The sequence below is a fragment of the Spirosoma daeguense genome, assembly GCF_054776875.1.
In genome coordinates this window covers 457,829-476,935 of sequence record NZ_BAAHBF010000006.1, presented here as the reverse complement: position 1 = coordinate 476,935, position 19,107 = coordinate 457,829, and the positions used below count along the sequence as shown (strand labels likewise).

Genomic DNA, 19,107 nt, shown 5'->3' with positions numbered 1-19,107 from the left:
GAAGCAAAATCGGGCAATCAGTGGTAAACGTAGTGCCCTGTGCTGCTTCTGATCAGATACGCAAATGCCTCTGTAAATCGTCAATACGTTGGCGAATACTTTTTAAAACGAGCCCACTCGTATCATTGCTAACGTCAAAACCAACGCCATCGTCTCGAATAACAATCGATAGCGTATTGGATTCAGTACGTAGCGAAAGCCACACCTGACGGGCATGGGCATGTCGGAAAATGTTTGTCAGACATTCTTTAGCAATCAGGTGAATTTCACGGCGTTGCTTTTCTGAAAGGCTCAACGTAGCACTGATTTCGCTGATGTCGATATGAAGACGAACCGCACTATCCTGAAAAAGAGCATAAGCCGTTTCGCGGATACATAAGCCTACGTCCTGTAACAAATCGCTCGACGAGTTCAGGCTCCATACAATCTACAGCCCATAGTAGACATAAAGTTGTTTATACTGCCAGAGAAAAGAAAGGAATGCATAGCAGGTCATCATGAATAGCATTCCATCTAAAAAGATACGTAACGTAATTGAGCGTGGATAGCATTTCGTTATAAAATAACGAGATAAGTAACTTTATATAGAGTTAAAGTATAAAAATTGGCTGAGCGAAGTATTGATTAAGTAGTTGCTTGGGCTGCTACGAATATATTATACGGCTCAGTGATGTAAGAATGCGTTTTATCCCCCTTTCATGGGATGGCGTAGCAGTTGAGACATAGCGAAGTTTAAGCCATAAAATGCTACGTCATGTTTAGGCTATCTGATCCACACCTGTTTATTTACGTTTTGTCTTTTTATGATTACTCGACTGGTAGAGGGCTTTTCAAGTTTCTTCAAACCAGCTATCGAGGTTATCATCGGATTTATGAACGTGCGGTAATTTTTCAATTTCTGGGTTATGACTCCTGAAGAACTTGGCCGACGGGAGATAACCTGGGAAAAAGAGTTTGCTGAGCGCTCGGCTCGCTGGTTTCGATTTAAGTTGAAAATCAGCGGCAATGTCAGCATTGTGCCCGTTCGGCGTAGTGGAGGCTCTTCAAGCACACCACGACTGGCTACTAGCTCAGTCCATACCCGAAGTCGCACACCAACAGATCGAATGAACACAACTGCTTTATCCGCATCGCTACAAAATGAGGTCGGCGCTGGGTTTGTTGGTGCTTTTCAGATGGCTGATGGCAATTTGATGGAACAGATATTGAGTGGCGTAGCTAGCAGCAACCAATCAAGAACCATTACAGAACGATTGATCGACATTTTTTCTGGGCAATTGAGTCATTCATTTGGGCGAGGTATTTTCTCCGTGAGCGCTACCACACCCAATGGACAGGCGTTACGCGAAGGATTTATACTGACGCTTGAGGGAACCGCGAATGCCAATCCATTTATAGAGCGGATTGTAGAGCGAATTTTAGGACAGTCTGGGCGGGCGGGTGATTTAGATGGTTATGCTGCTGCAACGCATCGGACTACTAGCGGGCGGGTGCGTCGGCAGGATGTTCGGATTGATGGACGTGCCACATTTTCGATACTGCTGGGGCCAACCGAAGCAGCTTTAAGCCGATTAGGACAGACAATTGCGCGAACGACAGCAGCAGGGTCTACCGAAACAGCCGTATCAATGGCTGCCAGAGCAAGTTGCTGGACATCGACCGCCTTAATGCAGATTGCTTTCGAAGTTATATGGGGAGTGGCTGAAATGCCTTCAGAAACAAGTGCCAGAGCGAATCGGGACCTGAATATTAATTTTTGCGCTGTTGGCTATCTGGATCAGGTCAGGCAGGCAATACGTGACGCCAATACGTCGACCACTACAATCTTGGGGTCTACATGGCCAGGCTACAACGTTGGTGTTCGCAAAGCAACAGCCGACGTAAATAGACTTGGTAGCGGACAGGCTGTATGGGAACGTATTGTTCAACAGTATGGAACGAACGATAGAAGCACACTCACGATGCGTATCTATAGATACCTACGGAGAGGGAGCGGTTCGTTAGAAGGGGCCAATATTCTGGATGGTAGTTTTCAATCATAGTGTTCTGAGTTTATTATTTCTGTCTACACAATAACTAACTGAAGTCATGCATTTAACGGACGTATATAGTATACCGTTATTTTTACTTTGTTTTGTTACTAAGCTGACGCCAACGGGTCGCGAAACCATAAATTTTGCAATGTATCACTCAATGCCACTACGTCTAAAAACGGCTTGCGTTGAACGGGTAAATGCGTTTATCACAGAAGTACCAGACAAAAATTGACCGTATCCCCCTTTTATGGGATTTTGCGCCAGTCGGAAAGTATTGACATTTGATGCGTCAAATGAACTTTCTGCTTCAATCTGCACCATTATGAGACCCTTTCTATCGCCAGTCCTTTGGTTGAGTATCTGTTTCGCCTTCGTGCTGAGTTTGCAAAACTGCAAAAAAGCAGAGCCAGACCCTGTGAAACCCGGTGGCGGTACCACAACACCCGGCAGCAGCACCACGGCAACAGCCAGCGGTCCAGTGATTAATCAATCGATTACCGTGGCAAGTATCAGTAGTACATCGGCAGTGATAACGGCAGTCATTGATGGCAATGGTGGAGAGGCCATTACGACTCACACCATGAACATAGTTGAGTCTGCTACCAATAAACAAGCTAAATCCATTACGTTAGGCGCAACGAGTGGCCCTTTTCCGCTTACGGTAACACAGGCTATTACAGGATTGACAGCCGACACGAAATACAAAGCGATTTTCGTCGTAACCAACAAAGTTTCATCGACACAGAAGGAAACTGAGTTTACAACTACAACTACAGCGAAAATTACCTTGTCAACTCTGACACAGAGTTATGTGGAATCAGTTACGGATTATTCAATTAAGTTTTCAGCCGTAGCGATAAATTATCAACAGGGAGCCAAGCTGACTGCAACTGGCTTTTGCTATTCCGATACGAAATCGCAACCAACTACCGATGACGCAAAGGTGAGTGGAGCTGTGTCGAGTACGGGTGCTACGTCTACTTTTTTCGAGGCTGAGCTAACAGGGCTTAAGGCTAGTACGCCCTACACAATACGAGCGTATGCCGTGGTTGATGGCGTAACGTATTACAGCAACGCACTTCAGGTTTCTACCATAGCAAAAGCCAGCAACGCAACGGTTACACGCCGGGCCAACTTCCCCGGCATAGCCCACAGTCAGGCCATTCAGTTTTCGCTGGGTGGGAAATTCTATATGGGAGCCAATCAGCGAGCGGCAAATGGGTCAACAAGTCCAAACTTTTGGTTTGAATATGATCCGGCTACCGATAAGTGGACACAGAAGGGCAACATAACTATCAGTAGTGGTGCGTATGCTGGAGGCCGTTCTGGTATTACGTATGTAGCGAATGGGAAAGGGTATTTTGGCTTCTCAACAGATTTTACGGCCAATACGGAGCTTTGGGAGTATGATCCGGCTACCGATAAATGGACTCGTATTGCTACGGGACTGACCAACCCCCTTCGAAGTCCGAATCTCCTTCTTCATTCGCAGGTACAGGTTGGTACCAAAGTATACCTGATTGGTCAGGAATTGGGTACTACGTCGGCTATCCGGTTTTATGAATATGACATTGCCAGCCGGACGTTTACACAAAAAGCCGTACCCGCCGGAACCAACTCGTCTGGCAACAAACTGGTTGCCTTTAACAATACCGTTTATGCCCATCTCGGAACGGCATTTGCCGAATATAATGCCGCCAGCAATATCTGGACGACGAAAAAACAAGTACCAGCTTCTTCGGCTTCAAACTCGTATGGCATTCAGCTAATAAGTGCCGTTGGTGGAAAACTCTATGGACTTGGACAGGAAATTTTTGAATACAATCCGTCAGACGATTCGTGGAAATCTATACTGAAATTGAGTGCTGCTGACCGCCCAACCGAAAACAATTCCCTTTCGTTCGAACGGCCAGATCGACTATTTATCGGTGCTAGCGTTGGGCTTTATTCCGACAAATGGTATGAGTTTAAACCATAACTATCCAGCCCATCATTATGAAACGTATCATTAGCATTCTGCTTCTACTTGGGGTGTGTTTGCCAACACTGTTTGATGGTTGTAAGCCCAAAACAGAAGAAAGCCCACAGCCTAATCCCTCTCAGAAAAGCCCATATTTCATAACGACCTATGGTGCATCGGTGAAAGATATGGGTATGCTCATGAGAGATACTACTCGTAAAGAGATTTTCGCATTTTTCGGACCAAAGAACACTGCTGGGGAGCTGATCGGTGTTCGGCAGATTCTTTTCTTCCTGGGAAAAGAAAATACGATAGCTGTATTACAACTGAATGAGCAGATGCTACCAACGCAACTTGCCATTCAGTCGATGGGAGGGGATCTAAAACTGCTATTTACCTTCACAAAACCTGTTGTAAATACAGGAGAGGTGGAGATTCGGTGCCAGAATGTAGTGACGAAAGTAACATCTAGTCCTATTCAGGCAAACGTTGGTGAAACGTTTAAACTTCTACCCCAATTAGCTCAACGGCTCAGTTCCCGGAAAAATGGTAGGGTAGGTGAAGGGGCCAGACAAGCGGCCTGTACACCTAGCTGGGTCGATGATGTGCGCTTGGCTCTTCAAGCATCTGGCTGTATTTTGTCGGTGATAGCACCCTTTGTTTCTGCAAAAGACCTTCTAGAACAAGAAATTTTTAATGACTTGGAAACTCAACTAGAGCGGGAGGCAGCAAAGAGGATCATAGGCGGGGCGCTCTTTGTGGGCAATAGTGGTGCTATGGGGCTAGGCTGTAAGGGCGCTTACGATAACATGGAAAAAGTAAGCAATGGAGAGTGCCTGGACGATCCAACAGCAGTTGATTTTATTACTGCCTGCCCGCCAAGTAGCTGGTTAAGTATGGCTGCTACAGTAGCTACTGGAGGTAGTGTCGGCGCATTTGATGCGGTTACCTGTGCCGTCGGAATGCTGGATTTTGCCATTGGTTTAGGAAGGGCTTTGGCACGAAGCTGGGGCGATCCACATTTGATTTCGCTTGATGGGGTGAAATTTGATTTTCAGGCAATGGGCGAGTTCGTAGCCATCAAATCAACTACCGATAAGTTTGAAGTACAAGTACGCTATGGTGCGCCGGGGCAGAGTAGTGTGACGTATAACCAGGCCATTGCTGTAAATACGGGAGCCGATATAGTGAGTTTCGAACTGAATAAATCGTACCTATATGCTAATCAGCAAAAAATAAACCTTACACAACTGGAGGGTAAACCCTATCCATTGTCGGGAGGGAGTGCACTTATGAAAACGAATAATGGCGTGTTAATTATTACGCCTAATAACGACCAGATTTTATGTAAGGGAAGGGATTTTGAATTTCAGCCTGCCGATAATCGAAAAGGAAAACTAATTGGCCTGTTCGGTAATTACGACGGTAACATGAGCAACGATGGACGTACGCGGGATAATAAAGTAATAAACCTGCTACGTCCCGACGAACTCTACCCAGCCTTTGCTGATAGTTGGCGGATTACACAGACCGAATCCCACTTTTTCTATGAAAATGGGGCAACTACCGAAACCTATACCGACCGGGCAAAACCGAATGATAGACAACCCTATTCCAGTCTCTCATTGGCAGATCGGCAAAAGGCCGAGGCTCTCTGTCGGCAAGCGGGCGTCATTCGTGAGCCTGAGCTAAGTAATTGTATACTGGATGTAGCCATTACGGGCGATGCTACGTATGCTACGTTGGCTAGTCTGGTGGCTCAGGCTAATCCTTCAGATAATAACTTTCTAGTACGTGCTGACTTTTCTGGCAAAGCAGCCGAAGGGGCTGTGGGTATAACCGTGGGCGACAAAATATACGCTGGCTTAGGAAAACAAAGTAAAGATTGGTACGTCTACGATCCGGCTACGGATCAGTGGACACAGAAAACCACCATGCCCAATGCAAAAAATACGTATGGCTATGTTGGCACGTTCGTTCTGGGCACAAAGATCTATTTCGTCGGTGGAGCTATCGACAATACCCGAACCGATCAGCTTTGGGAATACGACGTATCGGCCGACAAATGGACGCAGCGTAAAAGCATTCCGGGAGGAGCACGCTACAACATAGCTGCTTTTGCTGCCGGAGGTAAAGGCTACGCTCTGTTTGGTGCAACGGGTTGGGGGCTGGGTGAGACGGATTATCCGACCAAAAGTGCTACGTATGAATATGACCCCGCTACAGATAACTGGACACAGAAAGCCGATTTTCCGGCTAAACCCAGAGGGAATAACATCACCAATGTAGAATTTAACGGTATCGCAACGGTTATTAACGGTCGCCCATTTGTAGGTGGTGGATCGGGCAGTAATACGGTTTGGAGCGATTGGTATGAATATATACCCAACCGAAACGTATGGGAGAAACGAGCGAATTCGTTCGGGGCAAAATACTACTGTTCGATTGGTAATACGTTCTATTCCATCAATGATCGCTACGTGCAGAGCTACGACGCTACGTCCGATACCTGGACGAAGTTTCCGGGTGAGGAAATCTATTTGCCACTGCAAACCAATACGTTGCGAGGAATTTATCAGTTACCTGTTGTGAATGGGAAAGCGTATATGGGATTAGGTACGGCTACTAATAGCGTGGGTAACAAGGAGTGGTGGAGTTTTACGCCATAAAGGCCGTTACGTTCTTGTTATTTTTTAGTTACACCACACCATTTTTCTATCTATTCTTATGAAAACGTTTCATCGCCTTTTCGTGGCTTTGGCCATGCTGGGTTTACTTAACCTAGTATCCTGCAAAAAAACTGACCCTGTTGTTACGCCCGGCGGAACCACCACAACGCCCGGCTCGAATACCACTACTACAGGCACCACCAAAAGCTCGGCCAAAGACATACTAGGTTTTGAATTCAGTGGGCTGAATCCGGTCGTGAAGGCAACTATCGACGCTACGGCCAAAACCATTGCTGCTACTGTTCCGGCCAATACAGACGTAACGAAACTGGCGCCATCCATTTCGCTGTCAGCAAAGGCTACTGTCTCGCCCGGTTCGGGCGTAGCGCAGGACTTTTCAAAAGCTGTTACGTATACCGTTACGGCTGAAGATGGCAGTACACAGGCGTATACGGTTACGGTTAGTAAAGTACCTGCTACGTCGTCGGTTTGCCGGGTGGTGTCGGTTGTCGGTACGTCAACCACAGGCGGATCTAAATCAACGTATCAGTTTGATAATCAGAATCGACTGAGTCAGATTAAAAGTGATAATACGGATGCGAGCGGGACTGTAACCTCATCGAATACAACGGTTTATACGTATGATGCCGACGGCTTTGTAACTCGTTCGGTGCGCAGTTACTGGTATGCTACTCCGTCAAATTCGAATACCAAGGAGATGACAACTACGTATGCCTATCAAAATGGCCGGATGATAAAGACGGAGCTGGTGATAACGAGTGTAGGCGGAACTAGTTCCAGTTCAGCAACGCAGTATGACTATGATTCTCAGGGTAATGTGAATAAACGGATCAATACGTCGTCGGCTGGTTTACAGGAAACCACTACGTTTGCCAATGGAGCCGTTACGGCTATCACAAGCAATCAGGCTACCTATACGCTCAATGCGCAGGGATTTATGACCAAACGAGTCAACACAAATGGTACGTTTTCGGTGTACCAATATAATGCTGTGGGCTATAACACTGTAATCGAAAACTATACTGTGCAGGGTGTGAAAACAGGCTATACGGCCTATCAGTCGGTTGATAAAGAGATAATGACACCTATAAATCCATTGGGTTTTAAAGGGCACCCAACTAGTGTACCATCGCCGTATGGAAACAATGGGTCGACGGCAAAAATGGTTATCTATACAATCGATACCACCGGGAAAGAAACAAAAACCAATGAATACACCTATGCTTATCAGGGAGATAGCCGGGGTAACGTAGCGAGTTATGTCTATACAAGTAGTTTTCTGTCGGGTACAACGATGGTGACCACTACCACTACGTATACCTACGAGTATGCAGGTTGTCAGTAACGAAACAAGTAGGATAATCTTATGGATCGGTTGCTTACTCGCTTCTGGGTTAGTCTACTAGTATACTGATATAACACTATCTACACCATGTATAAGTTCTGTTTAATCAGCGTACTCGCCTGGGCTTTTGCTACTTCGTTAGCCGCTCAGGTGTTGCCCCACCGAATGCGTGTAGGACTTTCGGTCGATGTGCTTGGCGCTACGTTTGGTATTGGTACGCAACTGCACGGATCGCTACGTATCACCGACGATTACCGGGCTTTCGATGATAAACACAACTACATCAACATAGGCATCGGCACAGGAGCCGGGTTTACGGGGGGCGCTGGCATAGTCGGCCAGACCGTGCCGCACTACGTCACCTACGGCATAGGTCGGGGGAGGGCCATGGTTGAGTTCGGGTATGCTGGTGTCTGGATGGAACGACTGACGATAGAAACCGTGGTGACACCGGGAGGGACTTTTCGGGATCGCCAAACGGCATGGCTGTATGTTCCGGCTCCTTTGATCGGTTATCGGTATACGGCCTATAGCGGCTTTCTATTTCGGGCCAATCTGGCTCTGATTCTGCCCGGCGTGTCAGTTGGCTGGATGTTTTGATCGACAGAGATCAGGATACGTACTGCGGTCAACGGGTTTGGTGCGCTTCAGGAGCCAAGCCATCCGCCATACCCTGTATTCCTATCTTCCGGAGTGTCATATCCCCCTTTTATGGGATGGTTTCCCCCTTTTTTCGTCTTGATCTTTGATGAAGCAATGTATCTGCAAAAGTAGGATATGCTTTGGCGAAAATGCCCCGGCATAGCTTATTAATACACGTATCTATTCATCCACATAAATAATACCACCATGTTTAAGCTCTATTCACTCCCCTCAGCGCGACTGTGGTCCGCTTTTTTGCTATTTTTTTGCTATACAGTCACGGTTGCACAATCGGTTACTCCACTAACTGGGCCTACGCCCGGAGGGAGAAATCCTAGCGAATTTGCTGTTTATAACGGACGCTTATACTTCAGCGGTATAGGCGAAAATAACACGAACAAATTATGGTCGACGGACGGAGCATCGGAAGGAACCCGGCTGGTCGAGACGCGCGAAGGTAATTACGCATCAGAACCCAAAGGGTTAACTGTTTTCAGAGGTCGGCTTTATTTTTCGGCTCAGACGTTTGTTGGGAGCAATACATTTCAGGTTAGCCGGGGCCGTGAACTGTGGGTGAGCGATGGCACGCCCTATGGTACGCATCTGCTTAAAGATATTGCCCCGCTAAATGAATCGAGCGATCCGCAGCACTTAACTGTAACTCAGGATAAATTATTTTTCACCGTTGCCACCGCTTCAGGGCGAGAACTGTGGGTGAGCGACGGTACGCCCGATGGAAGCCGACGCTTAGCCGACGTAGTGGGCGTTTCGGTAGGGGCCAATGATCCGACAGGGTTGACTGCGGTAGGCAATAAACTCTTTTATACGGCCACAGTAGTTGTTAATGGCGATAGAAGCCCCGGTTTATGGGTAACCGATGGAACGAGCGGTGGTACTCGTCTGGTAAAAGGAGGGCGGGAATCCATAGGGCAAATGGACCCTTTCTGGCGTACCAACCCAAGATCATTGACTGACTTCAACGGAAAAGTTGTATTTGTTGCCAGTGGAAGAAATAACGCTAATCAGGTTACCGACGACGAACTATGGGTTAGCGACGGAACCCCCGAAGGAACTGATGGCTTCGATCTACATGCTTTCTCCGGCGTATTTGTTGGGGTTAGTGCACCCAATTTTACCGTGTTGAATAACCTGGTTTATTTCCGGCCGAACGATGGTAAATTGTGGGTTTCTGATGGAACCTTTGCCGGTACAAAAGCTTTAAAATCAGTTGTTGGCTTTGAATCTGCCCGCGCTTTTGGAGGTAAACTTTTTTTCTCGGCGGGTAATGAGTTGTGGGAATCCGATGGTTCGGAAGCGGGCACGCGGGCTGTGAGTGGCGCTGCGGGCGGAGCGAGAAATCTGACCGTAGCCAACGGTAGGCTTTATTATACCAGTACTACAGGCAGTCCGGGAGGAGCTTTGTGGAGTACCGATGGAACAGCTACCGGAGCGTATCGGGTAGCTGAAGGAAGTGGTATTCTGGAAAATCGCGTTAAATCGCTACTTGTTTTCAACGACCAGCTTTATCTGACGGCGTTTCCATTTAGCTCGGCATCCATTGCCGAACTGTATCGATTGAATGCCAATCGCCCACCTATTGCGCCAGCCATTGCCAATGCAACCGGCACTGTCGGAACCTGGTTTAATCAAGTCATACCAGCCTTTACAGATCCTGATGGAGGTCCATTGTCCTATAACGTAGTGGGACTTCCGGCAGGTCTTTCGTTTAGTGGAGGTTCTGGTGGGATTGTAGGCGGAAATCCAACTATGGCTGGCGTATATACAGTAACGGTAACGGCCACAGATCGTGGTGGTTTATCGGCTAGTGCTACGTATACACTCACCATAAATGCCAGTGGTAGCGGAAATTTGGCTCCTATTCCGGCTCTTATTCCTGACCAGACTATTGGTGTAAATCAGCCTTTTAGTTTTGATATTCCGGCATTCACTGACCCTGAGGGGAGGTCGTTGGCTTATTTAGTGACGGGGTTGCCTGCCGGTTTCAGTCATTTTTGGAGTGCTGTAAATGGCGGACGGATTAGTGGTCAGACGCCGGTGGCTGGGCGTTATACAATAACCGTTAAGGCAACCGATCCGCAGGGAGCTTTTGCGATTGCTACGTTTCAGTTGACTGTTGGTACATCATCGTCGACATTACAGTTACTAACACCGAGCTACGAGTGCTGGAATGGATTCATTCGGTTCAATACCAGTGGGGGCGATGGATCACCCATTACCTACGTAACACCAGGTATTACCCGTGTTTCGGCCACAGCCAATACGGGTATAGTGGAGGCAGACCTTCGGCGAGACCCTAAACCGATTGTTATTCAGGCCATTCAAAATGGGGTTTCCGTTAGCTATACGTTCGATTTGCCCAATGCCTGTCGGGGCGGTGTTTCTCAGGCTCTTCAACTACTAGCGCCCACTTATGATTGTAGTACAGGAGCCATTCGGTTCAATACCAACGGCGGCAATGGAATGCCAATTACCTACGTAGCACCGGGTATCAGCCGGGGGGCACTTACCGATAATTTCGGTATTGTAGAAGCCGACCTTCGACGAGACCCAAAACCGATTCGTTTACAGGCTATTCAGAATGCATACACTGTCAGCTACACCTTCGATTTGCCCAATGCATGTGGGCGCGCTCGTGTGGCAGTTGCTGAAGAACTTACTACTGATCTGTCGGTGAAAGTGCTGGGGAATCCGGTAATCGGCGAAACGGTCGATATCGAAATTCGGGGTGCAGAAGGTAAGCCTTTAGTACTGAATGGTAGTGATATGAAAGGGAATTCCTTTGTGAATCAGCGAATTGAACACGCAACAGCCGTAGAACGGCATACAATCCGTCTGGGTCAGACGCCGGGCGTTTACCTGCTTCGCGTTGCTACGCCGACTAAAAATCAGGCCATTAAACTAATCAAGGCTCAGTAAACCAATTAGTTTGGAAAGCCAACGCTGCTATGTTTTGAGGACGTAGCAACGTTGGCTTTCCAAACTAAACTACCTATCGAATCGCTGCCAAAACAGTACGTAGCACACAAGTATTAACCAAAACTCAATGGAACTAACTCTACATCGTCTGTTGCTGGGCTTGTTGATGATAAGTGGTGTTTGGGCACAGGCGCTTGCGCAACCGTGTTATGCACCCTCATCCGTATGGATTACCAACACTAGTTCAACATCGGCCCAGATGAACTGGGCTAGTGGGTATACAACTGATGCTACGTATGAAATTAGCATTAAAGAAGGCGTAAACGTGCCGAATTCATACACTTATGTGGGCAGTGTCGAATCGGCCACTACGTCTACTTATGCGCTTACGGGGCTCACCAACAATACCGAATACACGGCCCGAATACGCACGTTTTGCGGGAATGGCGGCATTTCGGATTATAACTATGCAATCATACGAACGGGTTGCCGGGAAGTTTTCAGCCTGTATGCGGGTGGAGGCACATCGACAACCAAAATTTTGCAGTGGACGGGGCAGGGTGATCCTCTACATCAGGCGTTTAACATTCGCTATCGGCAGGTTGGAACCGCAGACTGGACATTGATTCCGAATCTGACGCTTGCACCAACATACAATTATAGTTATACACTGACCGGATTGACCGGCAACGTTACCTATGAATGGGAGTTACAAGGCGTCTGCGACTTTGGCCCATCGGCATACGTAGCAGGCAATACGTTTCAGACGATTTGCAACGTGAATAATTTTTATACAAGTGTTGGGCCTTCCTATTATCAGATAGCCTGGACGCCCAACGATCCGGGCCAGACCTACACTATAAGTTGGGCTCCGCAAAGTAACCCAACGAGCGTAAGTACAGCTACAGGTGTAACAACATCATACTATAACTTTACCGGGCTGATGCCAGCCACAACATACACCTATAGTTTTCAGGCTTTTTGCCCCAATGGAGCACAACCTACAACAGGAACGAGCACGTTTCAAACAACTAGCTGCGTCAACCCATTTAATTTAACGACTAGTAATCTGACCGGAACAACGGCCCGGCTGGCCTGGATAAATCCCTACCAGAACGCAACTGCGGCTGCCCAGATTCGGTATCGGCCAACGGGAACAGGAAGTTGGAGTAATCCTGTTAGTACCACCGTAAATTCGCATACGCTTACCGGTTTATCGCCTGCTACTACGTATGAATGGGAGGTGGCGGCAGTTTGTGCACCGGGTTATCCATCAGCATATGTAACAGGCAGTAACTTCACTACGTCCAGCCCGCCACCTTGTCCTCCGCCAATTGTTTATGGCAATAGTTCCGGCTCTGACCGAGTCTGGACTGTAAACTGGGGTAGAACCACTGGCGAGTTGTATAATGTGCGCTATCGTCCTGTTGGTTCGTCGGTGTGGGAAACCAAAAATCGTGTATCATCTACATATGGTTCGTATACTATTCGAGGGTTAAGTGCCAGTACTACGTATGAATATCAGCTACAGACAGAATGTTACGACGCGGGCACATTTTCGGGCTGGACAGCATCCAATACGTTTACAACTTCAGCGCAACAGCCTTGTCTGGTGCCAGTGAGTGCTGGGATTGACCAAGTTACAGATCGCCGGGCGTACTTATATTGGACGGATGGGGGGTATTTAAATGCTTACGAATTTGACTGGCAATGGCGATCTGTGGGTAGTGCTACGTGGCAACCGTCGACCTCTATTCCCGTAAATTACTCGACTCTCACGGGGCTGAACGCCAACACGGCTTATGAGTATCAGGTACGTGCCGTTTGTTCGCCGGGCTACTTTTCCGCATTTACGACACCAGTTTCGTTTACTACGTTGCCGCCTATTAACTGTGCTACGTTGACCCCAACAAACCTCACCAATAGCGAAATAACCCGTAGTAATGCTCGGTTTTCATGGAACGATATGATTTCAGGAACAACCGTAGAAAGCTATAATCTACGCTGGAGACCTATTAATATGAGCAACTGGATAGGTAACGTAACCAATCACATGGTCAATACCTACCCACCCGGTTTTCAGAATCTGACACCGAACACTACGTATGAATGGCAGGTACAAACGGTTTGTCCGGAAGGTGATTTTTCGCCCTGGTCGGGACTGGCGCAGTTTACGACTCCGCTTTGCGAAGAACTGACTGAACCCACTACGTTGGTTTATAATGAAGGAAAAGCATTGCTTCAATGGACGGTGCAGATTGGTTCAACTACGTATCCGGTTACCGTGCAATACCGAACCAAAAGTCCGGTTGGGGCATGGATTCTGGTTTCTAATTTTAATAACGGTGGGTTCTTAACCGGACTAACCCCGAACGTAGCATATGAATGGCAGGTACGTAACAATTGTAGTAACCCAGTCTCTACCTCCGACTGGACGCCCATTCAGTCGTTCACGGCTTTAGGCTGTATTCCTCCGCCAAATGCGAATCTGATTGATGGTGGAATTAGTGGAAATGTGGCGTATGCCAGTATTGTCTGGCGCCGGGGTTTTAATTTCGACAATCAGACAACGTTTAACACGCGCTGGCGGAAACTAGGGTCTGCTACGTGGCTCACGGCCAACAATATCACGGCGGGTGGTTTTGGGCAATACATTGGTAATCTGGACGTAAACGCTACGTATGAATGGCAGATTCAGACCAACTGCACAGGTGGTGGTACGTCGGCGTTTAGTAACTCATACATCTTCAGCATCATTCCGGGATTCTATCCATCCGGCAATTTCTACACCGTAAAAAACGGCGACTGGTCTGACTACAGCGTTTGGTCGACGGGGCGGGTGCCGGAGTTGAGTTTTCCGGGTGGTTACGCCACTCCCGTCGAAATCCGTCATCAGATTACGCTTCCTGCAGGCTACGTAGCACCGGCACGTACTGTTCGATACACGGCGGGCAGCCGCCTGTTGTATGGAACGGGTGCGCGAATACTGCTTGGTAACTGATTTTGTACTACGTAATACCCAAGTTTCACCTAAACCAATTCTTTATCGTGAGAAATTTTCTGGTTATTATCATTGCTCTCCTGACAAATGTAGGTACCTATGCGCAACAATCGTGGGCATTGAAACCCTATGCCATTACGTTACCCAAAGTAACTACCGCTCAACAGAGTTCAACCGCAACGGTACCTCAGCAGGTTGGTAATATGGTTTATAATACAGAACAACAGGCTGTTGCGGTGCATAACGGTTCTAACTGGGCATACCTTGATGTGGGTGATACTGGCGAGTTCAAGAATTTTAAAGCGTTTCCTTATATCGGCTATCCATTAGCTGAAACCTATGTCTGGTCGATTCCGGCAGGCGTAAAAGAGTTTATGGTAGAGGTTTGGGGGGGCGGTAGCGCGGGAGGGCGTTATAATGCTTTAGTTGGCGTAGGTGCACTTCAGATTGCCTGTGTTGGCACCATTGGCAATGGCGATGGATACTCGGGTGGGTATGCCAGACTACTGGAAAATGTAGTACCGGGTGTAAACTCAATGACCATTACAGTTGGAAAAGGGGGAGTTACATCAACAACTGCTGTGATAGGTTCATTAAGCTGGGTGAAGTATAATGATAAATTTATAGTTGGTTATGGAAGTGATTATTATGGGAGCCAATATGGCGGTTCTTATAAAGCAGGCGCGTTATTTGGGGAAAATGTAACTGATGCTCGTACCATGTTTGTGCGGTCTAGGTCCATGGGTAATTCTACTATCGTTAACTATGTTCAGAAAGACGCAAGTAACTACCTCATAGGCGTGAAACTAGCCAACGGAGGGTTGTCTTACGGAGCACTGCCAGAACAGGGAAATCAGGGTGGTACGGTCGTGGCTTTGAACGGGGGCAGTGCCGTGGCTACAACTAATCCTACAAGCAGTTTTGCCTATCCGGGCGTTGGTGGGGGATGTGGCTTTTGGGGCGGGTCAAACGGTTCTGATGGTCTGGTTATCATTCGCTGGTAATAATAACCAGACTATCAGATGTAACGGTTTTATTCGTCAGCTATGAAATAAAAGCCCATCGGATGTTCCTGCGTTCGTAAAGCTCCGCCCAGCTTTAGAATTGTAAAGAAATGATGCGCTTCGTGAAGCAGAAAAAATTCGGTCCAGCCTTCTACCGTCATGGGGCCAAAAGCCGGATGAAGCCCAACACACATAAGCTGCTCTTCATGTAGAATACTCAAAAACGCATTTAACGTAGCGCGTTCGAGATGCATCCGGTCAACTAAGGTCGGGAAAGACAACTGTGTCCAGTCGGCAAAACCGGGGTCTTCATCGGCAACGTAGCGGCTAAAGCTTGGCGTTTCGTTCGCAATGATACGTTGTAAACGATCTGTGAAAACTTCCTGATAACGACCCAGATGCGCCAGATTTTCGAAAATAGACCATTTATCGGGCTGAGGGCGTTGCCGGATTTGATCTTCGCTGAGATTAAAAAGCAAATGATTAAGCGCATGAGGCTGTTCGGCCAGCCGAGTCAATAAGGATTGTTTCACAGCGTACTTTTTGTTATTGGTTGATAATTGCCCGTTCCATCAAATCGTAGAAACCTTCTAAACTATTTACTGAAGGGGAAGTTCTCTACAAAACAAATGGAGTAAACTAATAAAACAAATTACGTTATGAGCTATATTAAAGCAGGCACCGATGCCTCCGGTAATGACATCAAGCTTTTTTATCAGGATTTAGGCACTGGCAATCCTGTTGTTCTTATACATGGCTGGCCACTCAGTCACGAAATGTGGGATTACCAACTGGCCGAATTGCCAGCGCATGGTCTGCGCGTTGTTGCTTATGACCGGCGTGGTTTTGGAAAATCCTCTCAAACCTGGGATGGCTATGATTATGATACGTTGGCCGATGATCTGAAAGCGGTTCTGGACGAGCTAAATCTCCAGAACGTAACGCTGGTAGGCTTTTCGATGGGCGGTGGTGAAGTGGCTCGTTACATGAGCCGTCATGGTGGAGCACGCATAGCAAAGGTAGCTTTTGTTAGTGCCGTAACACCCTATTTGCTGAAAACAGAAGACAATCCAGATGGTGTGGATAAAGAAGTTTTCGACGAAATTTCGGAGAACATAAAGAAAGATCGAGCCGATTTTCTGCAAACCTTTGGTAAGCAGTTTTATGGCGTAAATTTGATTAGCCAGCCTGTGAGTCAGGCGCATCTCGATGGTGATTTTGCGCGGGCATACGTAGCATCGCACAAGGCCACACTGGAATGTGCTACGTCATTTTCGACAACAGACTTCCGTGACGATCTGGCCCAAATCAACGTACCGACGCTAATCATTCACGGCGACTCCGACAAAACAGTTCCCATCGAATCGTCGGGTGAATTAACGGCAAATGCAATTCCAACCGCCGAATATATTGTGTACGAAGGTGCTCCACACGGCTTGTTTGTGACCGAAAAAGATCGACTGAACGGAGATCTGCTGACATTTATTAAATCAGGCGTTTCGATTCCTGAGCCAGCGAGTTCTGTAACGTATTAATAAGGTGGTTGTAGAGACAAGGCATGCCTTGTCTCTACGCTATTCACAACTCCCGATATGTTTTAACGTAGTTGGAAGGCGTTTGGCCGGTTATATCTTTAAACTGACGATTGAAATTTGAGAGTGTTCGAAATCCGCTTTCAAAGCTGATTTGCGTAATATTCAGCTTCCCCCTCATCAACAACTTGCAGGCATGGCCAATACGTACTTCCGACACAAATTCGGAGAACGTTTTGTTGGCACGTGCCTTAAAATACCGACAGAATGCCGGTGGTGTCATCCCAGCCAGATCAGCCACCGTATCTAAACTAAGATCATCCGGAAAATGCTCTAATACGTAGTCATGCACAAGCTGCATCCGATCGGTCTCGGAGGGTTTCACCGTATTCGTGTAGCCCGCACTGGTCAGAATACGGTAATCCGGTGCATGAGATAACGTACTGAACAGACTTAATAAACTAATTACCCGGTCAAAATCAATGGTTTGCTGGGCCATCTGACGTAGTGCCGCTTCTACCTGATTACGCGTTTTGCCAGTCCACTCAAGACCTTGCCTTGACTGATCGAGCAGTTGCCGGATAAGCCTCATTTCCGGTTTATGGAAAAAATCACTTCCCAGAAAATCCTCCGCGAAATAAATAACAATGCCTTTTGTTTTCAGGCCCGAAAGTTTGTCAAAATAAGGCTGGTCACTTCGCCACAGATGCGGTAAATTGGGTCCCAGAAAAACCAGATCGCCTGGCCCAAACGGTTTTATCGAATCACCAATAAAACGCATTCCCGTTCCTTCCTCAACCAGAAACAATTGGTAATGGGGATGAAAATGCCAGTTGGGATCGAAATGTGGCTCTACCAGTTCTTTTACAATGAACGAAGCCGCTACGGGTTCAATGTCTTTGCGTAAAGGTTGTTTCATTGTTTTTATTTAACGTAAACTGGGACAAAAGTAGCGTTTTTGTGTGAAAAAAGAGTCGGTATTCGCTAATAAAAGCTAAGCGATATATTTAGTTACTGATTAAGTTTGTGTAATTTTTTAGAGACGTAATATGAATAAGATAGGAATGAATCTGTTCGTCTGGACAGCTTCGATGAACGAAGACTTGTCGGAAACGTTCGCGTTTCTGGAAGAGAATGGATTCGATTTTGTGGAAGTGCCCATCAGCGAACCCAACGAAACCCCTGATCTGGCAAAATGGCAACGAATAGGTCAGCAACTAAATAAATTAGGGTTAGGTATTCAGGCCTGTACCATCTGTGCACCTGAAGTGAGCCTTATTAGCCCCGATGAAGCTATTCGGCAAGCAGGCATTACGTACCTGAAAAAAATAATTGATTGTGCGGCAGCTATGGGAGCAGCGATTCTGATGGGTCCCATGAATGCTGGTTTCAAAACATTTACGGGCAAACCCGCGACCGAACAGGAATGGATGTGGTCGGTAAAGGGCATGCGCGAAGTAGCTGAATATGCCCAGAAGAAGGACATCGTGCTGGCGGTTGAATACCTGAATCGGTTCGAGACGTACCTGCTTACGTGTGCCGATGACCTGGTTCGCTACGTCGAAGCGGTTGATCATCCCAATTGCCGGGCGGCATTTGATACGTTCCATGCCAATATGGAAGAAAAGAACATAGCCGACGCTATCCGGCATGTAGCACCGTATCTGGTTCATGTTCAGATTTCGGAAAACGACCGATCAACACCGGGGCAGGGGCATATCAATTTCAACGACGTATTCATAACCTTGCAGGAAGTTGGCTACGAAGGCCCGATTGCGATTGAAGCGTTTGGCCCAAATCCGCCCGATCTGGCAGCTGCTACGCATATTTTCAGACCCATGTTTGCCTCGCCCGAGCAACTGGCGGTAGATGGGCTGGCCTTTATTAATAGTCAAATGATTGAATTGTTGAATGATTAATTTAAAACCGTTCAGCATATCCGTCAATAAGTCAATCATTC

The 19,107-nt window shown here is 47.2% G+C and carries 13 protein-coding genes; 10 read left to right on the top strand and 3 right to left on the bottom strand.

The genetic code is table 11. From position 1 onward, the window contains the following. Positions 1 to 52 precede the first annotated feature (52 nt). Complete coding sequence (locus ACYVD4_RS21205) at positions 53 to 397, bottom strand: sensor histidine kinase (RefSeq protein WP_460949147.1); 345 nt, start codon at positions 395 to 397, stop codon at positions 53 to 55. Between the two features lie 508 nt (positions 398 to 905). Here ACYVD4_RS21205 and ACYVD4_RS21200 point away from each other — a divergent pair. The 8 genes from ACYVD4_RS21200 to ACYVD4_RS21165 all read left to right on the top strand — a co-directional run bounded on the left by ACYVD4_RS21200 (position 906) and on the right by ACYVD4_RS21165 (position 15,615). Continuing rightward, on the top strand, positions 906 to 2,042 hold the full coding sequence (locus ACYVD4_RS21200; RefSeq protein ID WP_460949146.1) for a hypothetical protein: 1,137 nt from the start codon (positions 906 to 908) through the stop codon (positions 2,040 to 2,042). Positions 2,043 to 2,358: 316 nt separating this feature from the next. Next, complete coding sequence (locus tag ACYVD4_RS21195; RefSeq protein ID WP_460949144.1) at positions 2,359 to 4,014, top strand: Kelch repeat-containing protein; 1,656 nt, start codon at positions 2,359 to 2,361, stop codon at positions 4,012 to 4,014. A gap of 17 nt (positions 4,015 to 4,031) precedes the next feature. After that, a complete protein-coding gene (locus ACYVD4_RS21190; RefSeq protein ID WP_460949143.1) occupies positions 4,032 to 6,665 on the top strand; it encodes a VWD domain-containing protein in 2,634 nt (877 codons plus the stop codon). 58 nt (positions 6,666 to 6,723) lie between these two features. Further along, on the top strand, positions 6,724 to 8,031 hold the full coding sequence (locus ACYVD4_RS21185; protein WP_460949142.1) for a DUF5018 domain-containing protein: 1,308 nt from the start codon (positions 6,724 to 6,726) through the stop codon (positions 8,029 to 8,031). A gap of 87 nt (positions 8,032 to 8,118) precedes the next feature. After that, positions 8,119 to 8,631 carry a hypothetical protein gene (locus ACYVD4_RS21180; RefSeq protein WP_460949141.1) on the top strand — a complete coding sequence of 171 codons (513 nt, stop codon included), beginning with the start codon at positions 8,119 to 8,121 and terminating at the stop codon, positions 8,629 to 8,631. A gap of 249 nt (positions 8,632 to 8,880) precedes the next feature. Then, entirely contained in the window at positions 8,881 to 11,610 is a 2,730-nt protein-coding gene (locus ACYVD4_RS21175) for a putative Ig domain-containing protein (RefSeq protein ID WP_460949139.1), read from the top strand. A gap of 127 nt (positions 11,611 to 11,737) precedes the next feature. After that, positions 11,738 to 14,611, top strand: coding sequence for a fibronectin type III domain-containing protein (locus tag ACYVD4_RS21170; protein WP_460949137.1), 2,874 nt, complete (start codon positions 11,738 to 11,740; stop codon positions 14,609 to 14,611). Between the two features lie 47 nt (positions 14,612 to 14,658). Beyond that, positions 14,659 to 15,615, top strand: a complete 957-nt coding sequence (locus tag ACYVD4_RS21165) for a glycine-rich domain-containing protein (RefSeq protein WP_460949135.1) — start codon at positions 14,659 to 14,661, stop codon at positions 15,613 to 15,615. 29 nt (positions 15,616 to 15,644) lie between these two features. Here ACYVD4_RS21165 and ACYVD4_RS21160 read toward each other — a convergent pair whose 3' ends face one another. Further along, positions 15,645 to 16,148: a DinB family protein gene (locus tag ACYVD4_RS21160; RefSeq protein ID WP_460949133.1), complete on the bottom strand. Its 504-nt coding sequence runs from the start codon at positions 16,146 to 16,148 to the stop codon at positions 15,645 to 15,647. Positions 16,149 to 16,274: 126 nt separating this feature from the next. On the opposite strand from ACYVD4_RS21160, the gene ACYVD4_RS21155 reads away from it, so the two are divergent. Further along, a complete protein-coding gene (locus tag ACYVD4_RS21155; protein ID WP_460949132.1) occupies positions 16,275 to 17,150 on the top strand; it encodes an alpha/beta fold hydrolase in 876 nt (291 codons plus the stop codon). 43 nt (positions 17,151 to 17,193) lie between these two features. Here ACYVD4_RS21155 and ACYVD4_RS21150 read toward each other — a convergent pair whose 3' ends face one another. Next, positions 17,194 to 18,066, bottom strand: a complete 873-nt coding sequence (locus ACYVD4_RS21150) for an AraC family transcriptional regulator (protein ID WP_460949130.1) — start codon at positions 18,064 to 18,066, stop codon at positions 17,194 to 17,196. A 130-nt stretch (positions 18,067 to 18,196) separates the two neighbouring features. On the opposite strand from ACYVD4_RS21150, the gene ACYVD4_RS21145 reads away from it, so the two are divergent. Further along, entirely contained in the window at positions 18,197 to 19,066 is an 870-nt protein-coding gene (locus ACYVD4_RS21145) for a sugar phosphate isomerase/epimerase family protein (RefSeq protein WP_460949129.1), read from the top strand. Positions 19,067 to 19,107: the final 41 nt, after the last annotated feature.

What these genes read in the sequence shown, in the direction of transcription:
- ACYVD4_RS21200 (WP_460949146.1), top strand. Translation starts at nt 906, where the DNA reads ATGACTCCTGAAGAACTTGGCCGACGGGAGATAACCTGGGAAAAAGAG.
- ACYVD4_RS21195 (WP_460949144.1), top strand. Translation starts at nt 2,359, where the DNA reads ATGAGACCCTTTCTATCGCCAGTCCTTTGGTTGAGTATCTGTTTCGCC.
- ACYVD4_RS21185 (WP_460949142.1), top strand. Translation starts at nt 6,724, where the DNA reads ATGAAAACGTTTCATCGCCTTTTCGTGGCTTTGGCCATGCTGGGTTTA.
- ACYVD4_RS21145 (WP_460949129.1), top strand. Translation starts at nt 18,197, where the DNA reads ATGAATAAGATAGGAATGAATCTGTTCGTCTGGACAGCTTCGATGAAC.
- ACYVD4_RS21155 (WP_460949132.1), top strand. Translation starts at nt 16,275, where the DNA reads ATGAGCTATATTAAAGCAGGCACCGATGCCTCCGGTAATGACATCAAG.
- ACYVD4_RS21180 (WP_460949141.1), top strand. Translation starts at nt 8,119, where the DNA reads ATGTATAAGTTCTGTTTAATCAGCGTACTCGCCTGGGCTTTTGCTACT.
- ACYVD4_RS21150 (WP_460949130.1), bottom strand. Translation starts at nt 18,066, where the DNA reads ATGAAACAACCTTTACGCAAAGACATTGAACCCGTAGCGGCTTCGTTC.
- ACYVD4_RS21190 (WP_460949143.1), top strand. Translation starts at nt 4,032, where the DNA reads ATGAAACGTATCATTAGCATTCTGCTTCTACTTGGGGTGTGTTTGCCA.
- ACYVD4_RS21170 (WP_460949137.1), top strand. Translation starts at nt 11,738, where the DNA reads ATGGAACTAACTCTACATCGTCTGTTGCTGGGCTTGTTGATGATAAGT.
- ACYVD4_RS21175 (WP_460949139.1), top strand. Translation starts at nt 8,881, where the DNA reads ATGTTTAAGCTCTATTCACTCCCCTCAGCGCGACTGTGGTCCGCTTTT.